The sequence below is a fragment of the Methanosarcina sp. UBA411 genome, assembly GCF_002495725.1.
Lineage (GTDB): Archaea > Halobacteriota > Methanosarcinia > Methanosarcinales > Methanosarcinaceae > Methanosarcina.
Window position 1 is genome coordinate 114587 of sequence record NZ_DAGK01000028.1, and the last position, 12003, is coordinate 126589.

A 12003-nucleotide genomic window follows, 5' to 3' on the forward strand; every position below is an offset into this window, starting at 1 on the left:
TCAGTTATGTATTACAGTAAGTCATAGCATTAGGTCTGTATTCAATACCGCATTAAGCTATGTACTCAGTGTTAAGTCGTATATTCGGCATTGATCTTGACATAGTCGTAAGTCAGGTCGCAACCCCAGGCTGTTGCCTGCTCCTTTCCTATATTAAGATCAAGAGTAATGACAATTTCTTCATTTGCCATTATCTTTTTCAAAAGCTCGAGATCCGAAGAACTAGAAATCTCGCCGGATTTTACAAGTTCAACCTCTTCTCCTCCTCCTGAAAAAGAGAGGGAAAGCCTTTCTTGTTCAAGTTCTGCACCTGAGTAACCTGCAGCGGCTACAACCCTTCCCCAGTTGGGGTCCTTTCCAAAAATTGCGGATTTAACTAGAGGGGAGCGTACAATTGCCTTTGCAGCAAGTTTAGCATCTTCATGGGTTTTTGCGCCCACTACTCTGACTTCAATAAGTTTTGTAGCGCCTTCTCCGTCTTTTGCCATTATCTTTGCAAGCTTGGTGAAAACGTAAATTAGCCCATCCTCAAAATCATCCAGGCAGTCCATACAGGGCTTGACTCCAGACTTGCAAGTGGAGGTAAGGAGTACCATGTCGTTAGTGCTTGTATCCCCGTCAACTACGACCATATTGAAAGTTTTATCCACTGCTATTCTAAGAGCAGCATCCAGGACGTCGGCAGGCACTTTCGCATCGGTGTATGCAAAACAGAGCATAGTTCCCATGTTGGGCTCGATCATCCCTGAACCTTTGGCAATGGCACCTATCCTGATCCCGCAGTCCATCTCTATAGCTACTTCTTTTACGACCCTATCCGTGGTCATGATTGCCTTTGCAGCTTCCCGGCTGCACTCAGGAGAACTGCCCAGGCCTGCAGTGACTTCAGGAAGGCGTTCCCCGATTAAGGAGACATCAAGCCTTCTGCCAATTACTCCTGTTGAAGCAACTGCAACCGTGTCAGGCTTAAGGTCAAGTTTTTGGGCAAGCATTGTAGCCATTTCCATAGCATCCAGGAAGCCATCATCGCCTGTAAAGGCGTTAGCATTGCCGCTATTTGCAATTATGGCAGAAAGATGGTGCTCGGTTTCGATCACTCCTTTACTAAGAATAACAGGAGCTGCGGTCACCTTATTTTTTGTAAAGACGCCTGCTGCAGGGCCTTCTGCAAGAATGACAGTCAGTCCCATTTTTCCGACTTTAATCCCGTTTGCAGACACGCCCCTTACTGCACAGATTCCACCTTCAATTTCCTTCATGAAAACTCTCCTTTTCCCTCAGAGCTTTGCAAGACCTTTAATGATATCGCCGCGCGTAATAATCCCCACTACGCGGCTATCCTCAGTTACAGGAAGCCTATTGATCCTGTGCCTTATCATATGTTCGGAAGCTTCTTCTACGGATGCCTCGGAAGAGATTGTGTGCACATCCTTTGTCATGATCTCTTCTATATTTGTGGAACCCACATCAGAAAGCATCTTCTTTGTTTCCTCCCAGCCAAAGAGTTCCCTTATAGGAACCTCTATAACCTCAAAGGGGCTTGGAAGCCAGAGTTCCCCCTTTTCAGGGAGTATAAGCAGTTTCAGTAGGTCCCCTTCACTTACTATTCCTACAAGCTCTTCACCTTCAAGGACAGGTGCTCCACTGATATTATTTTCCTTCAATACTCTTGCCGCTTCCCGGACTGTATCATCAGGCTTGCAGGAAACAACGTTCGAGTTCATAACATCTTTTACCTTCATCTGACTACCCCTTGAGATAAATTCTATTCTTTACTTTATCCATTACCAGTTATATTTTCTTGCTTTGGTTAGTTTACGGAGCCGCAGCAGGCAGCCAGAGCCCACTTGTCTCGTCCAGACCGAACATGAGGTTCATATTCTGGATAGCCTGTCCTGATGCGCCTTTGACCAGGTTATCAATTGCCGAGAGCACAACAACCCTGTTGTTTTCCTTATCCGCTTCAAAACTTATATCGCAGAAATTAGAACCTCTGACTGCGGTTAAGGAAGGAACTCCTGAAGGGAACCTTACAAACGACCTATCCCTGTAAAATTCCTCGTAAATTGTCTTTAAGTCGTCCGTGGAGAGAGCTTCCTTTGTAAAAAGGTGAGCAGTTGTAAAGATTCCCCTGATAGATGGAATTATATGAGGGGTGAAATTAATGTTCCTGAGCTTTCCATCGAGCCTTGTCAACTCCTGAACGATTTCAGCCCTGTGTCTGTGGGCTGTAAGTTTGTATGGGATAATATTTTCCGCGAGGTTTGGATAATGTGAGTTTTGAGAGGGTGAGATGCCAGCTCCTGAGATTCCTGTTTTGGAATCAAAAACCGCAATATCGAGAAGTCCTGCTGCTGCAAGAGGAGCTGCTGCAAGGGTTGCACCTGTAGGAAAACATCCCGGGTTTGCTACGAAATTCTCTTTTACAACTTCAGGGTGGAGCTCTACAAGCCCATAAACGGCATTCCTCGGATCACTGTGCTTCATTCCGTAGATTTTTTCGAATCTCGAGGTTTCAAGCCTGTAGTCTGCACTAAGGTCAACAACCTTGGTGTTACCGTCGAGCAGTTCAGGTACATAGTTCATGGCAGATCCGTGAGGTACTGCAAGAAAAACTACGTCACAGCGCTCCCTGATATCTTCAGAATCAGGATTTTCATACTTGAGGTCAATAAAACCTTCAAGATGCCTATGCGTACTCGTTACGGGCTTCCCTGCAAGGCTTCGGGAAGTTGCCAGCTCCAGCTTGACATTGGGATGATTGACAAGCAAGCGCAGGAGTTCTCCTCCCGTATATCCCGAAGCTCCTATTATTCCAGCCTTGATCATAAGTGTCACTGCCTGTGTAATACTAATACAAGATAATTAAATTTGTTATTGGAAAAACTAAATGTAAAATCTGTTTCTACGATTAATCGATATCAAACGGCTCGCTCGAAAGATTGTTCCCAAAAAGCTGGTTCCAGCTGCAGAACTATGCCTTTTTCTTAAACACATTTTTCAAAGGAGATCATAGTAATGATCAATATCTTTAGATATCTTTTTATAACGAACTACAAAGGAAACTAGATATCCCTTGTTTACGATTCCTGGCTCAGGACGTCTGACTAGATATAACTAATCATTAAGAAAGTCTTATAACGGAAACTATCCACATTTATCAGAGCGGTAATCGTCCACACTCAATCAGAAATTAAATTGTATAAGTTTCATTAATAAATTATATAGAAAGCAATATATTTTTAATTTTGAATCAGTAAAACTTAAATTTTTTAATATATAAGTATATTCCAGGTCAGAATTGTTAAGGCACTTATCACCGGAAACGGAAAGTTGACAGGTAAATGATTTTATCTTTGGAGCCTCTCTTACTATAAGAAAATTTGTTATGCATAGCCTCATAAGTGTCAGGAAGAAAAAAATCATGAACAGTAAGAAAAGAATCTATCTTGCAGGCCCCCTTTTCAGCCATGCGGAACTCGAATATAACCGCAAATTGAAGGATTTGCTGCTCAAGAAGGGCTTTTCGGTTTTTTTGCCCCAAGAAGACGCAGAGGATACGTTGAATGAACGTGAAAAACAAAATCAGGAATGTATATTTAATAAATGTGTGGAAGGTGTGGATGATTCGGACATTGTAGTTGCGGTCCTTGATGGTGTGGATGTAGACTCAGGAACAGCCTGGGAAATAGGCTACGCTTATGCAAAGGAAAAGCCTATTATAGGAATTCGAACTGATTTTAGGTTTCTCTCTGACGGAATTGTTAATCTTATGGTAGAAATGGCTATAGTTGCCCTTGCCAGAGATGAAGATGAATTGGTCAAAATAATTGAAAAATATTGATAAATTTTGGCTTTTACTTTGTTTACCAATTATTCATATTTTTAAAAGATATTCTTAGAAGAGACAGTTTCAAAAAGAGTTACTTTTGGAAATATTTAATAGCTAAAACTACATTCTTGTTAGGCAAAATTGGTAAGATTCTCAAGAGCTAGCCTTAAAACCAATAATTAAAGTCACTGTTTCCTCCACCAAACCAGCTTCAATTGAAACAAAATCAAAAGAAAAATATGAGTCCTGAAAAGCGGGTTATAAAGATAACCATTATATTAATAATGTGTTAAAACTGCTCTTTTTAATTAAATATGTAATTATATCTAAATAGAGATAAGTTGAGAAAAGATTCAGTTGCAGAAGCTATAATCTATAACGATTATTAGGTAAAAAAATTTTAATATAGAATGCCTGACATAATAACTACTGGAGGTTAAAATAGTGACCTTTGTGAACGGATACACGTTTACAAAAGTGAAAACTTCACATGGGCCTGATATGTACGTATCCAGATATGGGAAACTGGTAAAGATCGTCCCACTCAGTCCGCAAGTGGAGTTTTCCGAAAAATATACCAGTGACTTGATCCACCAAATCGAGTCAATGGAATGAAATGATAGAAATTTTTCCGATTTTTTATTTTTGATTCGGACTTCTTTTTATGAAAGCCCTTTTTCAGGCCGAAGCTCTTTCGGTCTGGCATTTTTTAGACTATTTTCACTATATATATAACTTGTGTTTTCCCAAATATTTTACATACAGTTTTCACGAAGCTGGATATTTAGACTCCTTCAGGTTACAGTACTCGATTTATGAAGTTATCCTTTAACTTTACATAAGTAAAAAAGCCTTAAAAAACGGAAATCTGGTAAAATAATTTTTAATTGGAGAGAAACTGATAAATGATGGAAATTACGAGGAAACCAAAAATTGAACTGAAATATAAAGGGTAGTTGATAAATTGATCAGAAATACAAGGAAAGTTGATAAATTGATCAGAAATACAAAGGAAAGTTGATAAATTGATCAGAAGCTACAATAAAACCGATCTAGAAAAAATGGTAAGGATCTGGTACGAAGCCTCCGTCATTTCTCATTTCTTCATCCCAGCCTCGTTTTGGGCTTTGCAAAAGAGCGCAATGAAGGAGAAGTACCTTCCACTTGCCGAAAACTTTGTTTTTGAAGAAGAAGGGCAACTTGCGGGATTCATTTCCCTTGTTGGAGAAGAAGTCTGCGCCCTTTTTGTGTCGCCGGAAATGCAAGGTAAAGGAGTTGGCATGGCTCTTCTTGAGTACGCAAAAACCCAGAAAGGAAGGCTCTCCCTCAAAGTATACAAGAAAAACGAGAGTGCCCTGCAATTTTACAAAGCGTGTGGATTTGTAGTAGTCGGAGAAGAGGTTGATGAGTACACAGGTTGCGTGCAACTTTTAATGGAGTGGGAAGAATTTCGGTTCTTCGCTGTTTAAGCGAATAACTCCATTAATTTCTTAAATATTAAGGTAACATAGATAAAATTAAAAGCACTTGTTACTAGAAAAATTGTTATTAGAAATATTCTTAGCTTGAAATTTCTCTTTTTGGCGTGGCTACTTTACAACTATCAAATGTTTTAATCCATATAAAGTAATAGAAGATCTGAACTTAAGCAAATCGGAGATCTATTCCAGAACCTTTTTTGCCTGATAATTTTGCAATTTTCTTTTGAATAACTGATTTTCATGAATATCAAAGGTAAAATAAGCGATACACATAAATAATAATAGCCCTAACTATAGGGTAGTAACTTAGCAGCAATAACCACTATACAGAGGCATTAAGTAAAACCTGTAAGTGTTGCCCATCAGTTACTTAATAGATATATGCGAACAGACCGAAGGTGAACCTATACCACCTTCAAAAAACGGATTTATCCCTCCCATGAAAAGATATGAGAGTCTTAAACTCTCAATTATCGTCTCTGTAAGAAACGGGTAAGAGAAAAAAGGACCTCCGCCGCTTTATTTCTCTTCCGTATCTTTCAGAGAAGAGAAGGATAATACCTGTTCTAGGTTAAAGCGAGATTTACAGATCACAAACACTACTATAAGACCAAGTAAAACCGGGAAACTGAGAGAAAGCACTCCCGAAATCAGAAAAGTCTGAAGTCAGAAAAGCTTGAGATCAAAGAATCTTGAAATAGAATAGGAAGGAATCTGTATATGAAATTGCCAGTAAAAAGAACAGACCGTGATGTATATAGCTGGGACCCGTTTGATGAAATCAGAAGAATGCAGAATTATATGGAACAGATGTTCAGGACTTTTCCTGCACTAGAAAGCCGATTTGGGACAGGAACTTTCTCCCCGCTGACTGATGTTGCGGAAGAAGACAATAAGGTAATTATAACAACTGACCTGCCTGGGATTGAAAAGGAAAATGTTGAGCTCGATCTCAGGGACAATGTCCTAGTAATCAATGCAGGGAAAGAAAAAGAAGAAGAGGCCGAAAAAGAAGGTTACCTCAGAAAAGAACGGGCTTTCATGCGGTATTACCGTGAAATTCCTCTTCCAGACGGTGTAACCGAAGAAGGAGCAACTGCGCAACTCAAAAACGGCGTCTTAACCGTCACCCTACCAAAAATAAAATCCGTAACCGGAAAAAGAATTCAGATTGAATAAATCGGTACTCAGGATACGGATACTCAGTACTAGGAATCACAACCCGGATAAAACGAATTTCATCTTGATTTCAGCCTGAAAGAAACAACCATCAAAGGGTGCCTGCGAACACAGGAGCAGAATCCTGAAATCTCGCAGGCTGCCCTCAATAAAAAAATCCAAATATTTCCACATAACTTTCCAAAAAGATTACTTTCCAAAAAGTTTAGATTATTAATCGCTTTTTATGTTCGGAGTACATAATTTCCCGACCATAGGATTCTGGTAAGCTATAAGAATTCTGAAAAACTGGAAGAATTCTTCGGCACTTAAAGAGCTATCATTCACCTGAAAGATTTTCCTCAACGACCTCGCCCTGCGGTTCTTTTTCCTTGAAAATCTGTCCTTCGAAACAGGAGACTTCAGCTCCTTTGAGCCAGGCATCAGGCGAAAGGCCGGCTTTCAGGCAGGTATGGCCCAAAAATTCTATAGAATCCATATTATGCTCAGGGGCGACTTGAGGAAGCAAAAGGCCCTGACAGTAGCCCTGTTTTACAATAAGTCCATGCTTCCCTATCTCTATATGCTCAGGAAGCTCTTCTGCAGGAGCATTAATCTTTTCAGGCGGAGTGAGAATTGTGACCTCGACAACTATCTCATCCAGCTCGTCTTCTCCTACCGGCGGAAAACGCGGGTCACGGGTTGCCGCAGAGATTGCAGAATCCATAATTGCGTCTTCAAGTGTGGAATCCGGAAACGGATGACCTATACAGCCCCTCAGAAGCCCGTTCTCCGTAAGTGTGACAAAGACACCTCTTTTCTCCCTGAAAACCGGAGAAAGCTCAAAATCCAGTTCTTGAGGTTCCGGGAGCCTTTCTTCAGATAAGAATGATTCGATCGTTTTCCTTGCAAGTTTGACTGCAGCTCTGCCTTCAATATCTGTAAGCATATTTGAACCAACACCTCAATTTTATTTTGATATTCTTGCCTTAAAACCTGATCAGCATTAGCTGTAAGCATTACAGTTTAGCTGCAAATGCCAGCTACGTATCTTAGCGCTTACAGTTAGTATGATAATATCTACGTGGAAGCTAGTATAACAGTATGTTTATCGAAGCTGATAAAAGTATATTTCCGAAATTTCATTTTTAAGAACTGGAAATGGAAAGAAATATTAAAAAATAGGATTTAAAAAATAGGGAATTCGACAGAAAAGAACTGCCGTATAGAAAGCCATTGTTTTAAATGTGATAAACTGTAGGAAAAGAAATTTAAACTTCCCTAGCTTTCTCATATCTTTTAGCTGCAGCCTTGAGAGCCTCGACACCTGGAAGCTTTACTCCTGAGAGATAATCAATCAGTGCTCCACCACCTGTGCTTATGTGAGAGAAACGGTGCGCAAGGCCAAGGTGGTCGACTTCTGCCGAAATATGCCCACCACCAATTATTGAAAACTCGGATTTAGTAGCAGCTTTTATAATCTCATGTGTTCCAAGGGCAAAATCCTCAACTTCGGAAACCCCTGCCGGGCCATTTAAGACAACAGTTTTTGCATTTTCAATTTCATTGGTAAAGTTCACGATGGTTTCAAGCCCGATATCATTTATAGGGAGAGAATCGGAATTAAGTTCCGAAACAGGCACTTCAACCCGTTTCTTATTATCGTTCAAAGCCACATCCTTTGGAAGGCCAATTTTATCCTTGAATTTCGCAAGCATACCTTTTGCTTTTTCGATCTCGCCTTCGTATCCCTGGGACTTAATAAAGTCTAGATTCACTTTCCCGATATTTATACCGGATGCTGCAAGTACCACATTTGCTACCACTCCAGTAAAGAGTACCCTGTCAGCTCCTCCGTTTGCAAGAACATTTTCCGCCACCCGGAGAGAATCATCCACTTTTGCTCCCCCTAACACGAAAATAGTTGGTTTTTCTCCTCCTTTGGTCACTCGATCTAAAGATGTAAGCTCTTTTTCCATAACTCTTCCGGCTCCTGTAGGTAGAACCTCAGTAAAACCGACTACGGAAAGATGAGACCTGTGAGATACGGCGAAGGCATCGTTAAGGAAGATATCCACAAAGGGAGCCAGCTTTTTAACCGGATACGTATTGGCCTGTTCTGCTGGAGTTCTTTCGAGGCTTTCTTCAGAATAGAACCTTACATTTTCAAGCAGGATGACATCTCCATTTTCCATCGAAGCAATCCTGGTCTTTGCGTAAGTTCCGAAAATATCATCCACATAGAGAACCTGCTTGCCAAGGTATTTAGACATCAGGTTGGCATGAGGCTTCATTGTAGTGAAGTCTTTTTTTCCGGGCCTGCTCTGGTGCGCAAGCAAAACAACTTTTGCATCCTCAAGATCCTTCAAAGTGGCAATATGGCTTCGGATCCGCATATCATCCAGAATATTGCCCTGCGGATCCATAGGAGAGTTCAGGTCAACCCTTATAAGAATTGTCTTTCCGTGCGTGTCAAAATCATCGATTGTAAGAAAGTTTCTAGAAGTCATACCCTCAGCGCACCTTTGTGAATGAGATATTATATATGTAAGAGAATAAATTTAGAAGGTAAATTATAGAGAATTCCTTATCATTATTATGTTTGTCATAGGATTTTTTCCATAAATAAGTTTGTTTGTATCCAGATCTCTGAAATGGGGTACAAATTTTATGTAAAAGCTGGAAGCAAAAAAGAGCCTTATAATTTAAGAATGTATCGGACTACAATTTCGGATTATAGGAAAAATTTGAAGGAGGTAGAGAGCAACGACATATGAGAAAGACAACCGTAGAGACTTTGAAGAAAGAATAAGAATGATGGTGGAAGCAGGATACGAAACTATTGGAAGAGAGATAATTAAATGCACGCGCTGCCCGCTCCATAAAAGTGCAATCCGGAGAGTTATAGGAAAAGGATCCTGTAATCCGAGAGTTTTCTTTATAGGAGAAGCTCCCGGAAAAAGCGAAAACGAAACCGGGATTCCATTCTACGGGAGAGCAGGAAAAGAACTGGATAAAATGGTCGAGTACATGGAGCTTTCTGAAGAAGATTGGATGGTAACAAATACGGTCAAATGCCACCCGCCTGAAAACCGAAGACCTAAGGTAAATGAGATCGAATGCTGTAAACCATTCCTTCTTGCACAAATAATTCTACTTAATCCTAAAATCATAATCCTTCTTGGTAACACAGCCGAGAAGTCCTTTTGCCCCGAAAGAAAGCTCGAATGGGGAGCTCCTGTAGAACATGAAGGAAGAACTATCCTGAAACTCTATCATCCTGCAGCCCTTATTTACACTCGCTCAAAGGTAGAAACTCAGCATGCTTTCATTGACAAAAATCGTCATTTATGGAGCTGAAATTTCCATATGACAGTGATATCCTAGCAAAAAGGGTGACGAAAACTTACTAGCAGTGAATTATCAGTTTGTAGGCTCTTACTTGAGAGTCTAGGAATTAATTTTGTTACCCGGCTATTTTATCCATTAGAAATCATAGTAACACGGTCTGTAAACTAATATACAGATTCAATATAGTCATAAATTATAAATATCGAAATCCTTACTTTATTATTGGGGTTTGTGTGGCGTTTAGGAATAATAAATTGGATAAAAAAGACTAGAATATCTAGGTTGCATAAACGGCAAAAGAAATATCTATTGTTATGTAATAGATGCCCGGAACGGGGTAATATAACATCCGGAATTTAGATGTCTTAACGCCCTTATATTAAATTCTCTAATATATAGACAAATTTAATTAATTTATATGTTTCACGGGGAAAGAATTATCTGGAGGGGTAGTATGGCAATGGTAAAAATGTCGCCTGATGTATTTTCGTGTTCCGATGACAAAGGAAATCTGGAAATTCAGATTAATCTACCGGGAGTAAAGAAAGAGAATATTGAATTAAAGATGGTTGAAGAAGGATTTTTCATAAGAGCGAAAAGAGAAGAGACGGGGGTCGAATATGCAGGAACTTACGCATTCTGCTGTGGAGTTGTCCCTCAAAAAGCAGTCGCAAAATACTGCGACGGAAAACTGTTTGTGATAGTGCCTTACAGGGAAACTTCAGAGACTGTAAATGTTGAGATTCAGTAAAATTGGAGGAGGAAGAATGCACCCAGTAATCGACTATAAAAAGTGTACCGGAGCTCTTGCCTGCTATGAAGTCTGCCCTGCAGAAGTTTTTGATATTGACGAAATTGATCGAGTAAAAAGGGCAGTTGTCGCCCGCCCGGAAAATTGCATCGAATGTAACCAGTGTGTGGAAGCCTGCCCAGAAGATGCCATCGAGCTTGTTGAAGATTAAGTTGAAAAATTCTCCTCGTAATTCTTTTGAGATTAACTCTCAGCAGGTTGTTCTACTGGTAATGATCAAGTTCAAACGACGAACTAAAATCTGGGCTCTAGAAAACTAACCAATTCTGGAAAAATAGCCCAGATATTTTGAAAAAAGTAAAAATGAATATTAAAGACACAGAATAAGAAAAAGAGTAGTAAAGCATGTTTTAAAGATATTAAAGAATACAATATAACCTACATTTCGCAGTATTTTTTCGAAAATCAGCATTTTTCCTGATAGCATTTTTGAAACAAAGTAATTTATACATTAATGGCACTTGGCGAAAATTGAATAATATAGTTTTTGGTCTCTAAACACATCATATAGTTGCTTTTACCTCTGCATAAAAGTTCAATAAATCCATGTTAAATTGAAAATCAATAGTTGGAAAAATCATGAAATCTGAAAATTTACTGCGGAAAGTGGGATATAACAAATGGTCTTGATTTTAGGAATGTAAAATTTTTTACAAAATGAGACTCAAGATTGATTCAAAAACAAAGGAAAGAAGTAAATCTTCACTTGCTTAGAATTGCGGGGTTAAATAACAAGATGCGTCAACATAATCACATTGTTACTTCATCATTCTTACAAATGCAACTGTCCCCAGTACTGCTACAAGTACCCAAAGAGGGCTTAGAAAAGGGGCATCTTTTGATGCTTTAGTAGGGATAGATCCTCTTTCCTGCTTACTTGCTGTTCCTGCATTTGCTTTCATCCCGGTATTATTTGTCTGGTTCTCGGTTTGATTTACAGGGTTTAAAAAAGAAGTACTGTTTGAGTCCATAGTAGAACTGAACTTTGTTACCGGACCAATCTCCACAGCAACAGGACCTCTTCCTACGTGTACCGTAGTGTTAACTTTGTTTGTAGCTGTATCAATTACAGAAGTAGTGTTACTCCCATAGTTTACTATATACACCTTAGTTCCGTCCGGGTTGACTGCAACTTCTTGAGGAGCTGATCCCACACTCACTCTGTCTATAAACTCGTTTTTGGCTGTGTCAATTACATCAACAGCGCCTGTAATTGCAGTTACACCACCTATGCGTTCTAAAAAATATCCACCTGGATTTTCTATCGCCACATATACTCTTGTTCCATCTGGGTTGACTGCAATTCCTTGTGGCAAGCTTCCCAGAGGCACTGTCGCCGTAACAGTATTTGTTGCAGTGTCAATTACAGA

General features: G+C 39.7%; 13 protein-coding genes. 7 read left to right on the forward strand and 6 right to left on the reverse strand.

The annotated features are described in order from the left end of the window. Positions 1-71: 71 nt before the first annotated feature. The 3 genes from argJ to argC form a co-directional block, all read right to left on the reverse strand. Positions 72-1259 (reverse strand): bifunctional ornithine acetyltransferase/N-acetylglutamate synthase, encoded by a 1188-nt coding sequence (gene argJ / locus BP861_RS10555; protein ID WP_292375234.1) that lies wholly within the window; start codon positions 1257-1259, stop codon positions 72-74. Positions 1260-1277: 18 nt separating this feature from the next. Then, positions 1278-1742, reverse strand: coding sequence for a CBS domain-containing protein (locus BP861_RS10560; protein WP_292375237.1), 465 nt, complete (start codon positions 1740-1742; stop codon positions 1278-1280). 73 nt (positions 1743-1815) lie between these two features. Continuing rightward, on the reverse strand, positions 1816-2829 hold the full coding sequence (argC, locus tag BP861_RS10565) for an N-acetyl-gamma-glutamyl-phosphate reductase (RefSeq protein ID WP_292375479.1): 1014 nt from the start codon (positions 2827-2829) through the stop codon (positions 1816-1818). A 595-nt stretch (positions 2830-3424) separates the two neighbouring features. On the opposite strand from argC, the gene BP861_RS10570 reads away from it, so the two are divergent. From BP861_RS10570 to BP861_RS10585, 4 genes are all read left to right on the forward strand, one after another. Further along, on the forward strand, positions 3425-3844 hold the full coding sequence (locus tag BP861_RS10570) for a nucleoside 2-deoxyribosyltransferase (RefSeq protein WP_292375239.1): 420 nt from the start codon (positions 3425-3427) through the stop codon (positions 3842-3844). Positions 3845-4276: 432 nt separating this feature from the next. After that, positions 4277-4447: a hypothetical protein gene (locus BP861_RS10575; RefSeq protein WP_292375241.1), complete on the forward strand. Its 171-nt coding sequence runs from the start codon at positions 4277-4279 to the stop codon at positions 4445-4447. 410 nt (positions 4448-4857) lie between these two features. Then, on the forward strand, positions 4858-5301 hold the full coding sequence (locus BP861_RS10580) for an N-acetyltransferase (RefSeq protein WP_292375244.1): 444 nt from the start codon (positions 4858-4860) through the stop codon (positions 5299-5301). 732 nt (positions 5302-6033) lie between these two features. Further along, positions 6034-6492 carry an Hsp20/alpha crystallin family protein gene (locus BP861_RS10585; protein ID WP_292375247.1) on the forward strand — a complete coding sequence of 153 codons (459 nt, stop codon included), beginning with the start codon at positions 6034-6036 and terminating at the stop codon, positions 6490-6492. Between the two features lie 319 nt (positions 6493-6811). On the opposite strand, the gene BP861_RS10590 is transcribed toward BP861_RS10585, so the two are convergent. Together BP861_RS10590 and BP861_RS10595 are read right to left on the reverse strand one after the other, a co-directional pair. Then, a complete protein-coding gene (locus BP861_RS10590; protein ID WP_292375250.1) occupies positions 6812-7420 on the reverse strand; it encodes a TIGR00296 family protein in 609 nt (202 codons plus the stop codon). Between the two features lie 322 nt (positions 7421-7742). After that, positions 7743-8981, reverse strand: a complete 1239-nt coding sequence (locus BP861_RS10595; protein WP_292375252.1) for a phosphoglycerate kinase — start codon at positions 8979-8981, stop codon at positions 7743-7745. A gap of 304 nt (positions 8982-9285) precedes the next feature. Between BP861_RS10595 and BP861_RS10600 the strand changes: the two genes are divergently transcribed. The 3 genes from BP861_RS10600 (at position 9286) to BP861_RS10610 (ending at position 10784) form a co-directional block, all read left to right on the forward strand. Further along, positions 9286-9831 (forward strand): uracil-DNA glycosylase, encoded by a 546-nt coding sequence (locus BP861_RS10600; RefSeq protein ID WP_292375254.1) that lies wholly within the window; start codon positions 9286-9288, stop codon positions 9829-9831. A gap of 445 nt (positions 9832-10276) precedes the next feature. Continuing rightward, entirely contained in the window at positions 10277-10573 is a 297-nt protein-coding gene (locus BP861_RS10605; RefSeq protein WP_292375256.1) for an Hsp20/alpha crystallin family protein, read from the forward strand. Between the two features lie 16 nt (positions 10574-10589). Then, entirely contained in the window at positions 10590-10784 is a 195-nt protein-coding gene (locus BP861_RS10610) for a 4Fe-4S dicluster domain-containing protein (RefSeq protein ID WP_292375258.1), read from the forward strand. A gap of 607 nt (positions 10785-11391) precedes the next feature. Here BP861_RS10610 and BP861_RS10615 read toward each other — a convergent pair. Continuing rightward, positions 11392-12003: YncE family protein (locus tag BP861_RS10615; RefSeq protein WP_292375260.1), on the reverse strand; the 612-nt coding region annotated here is incomplete at its 5' end.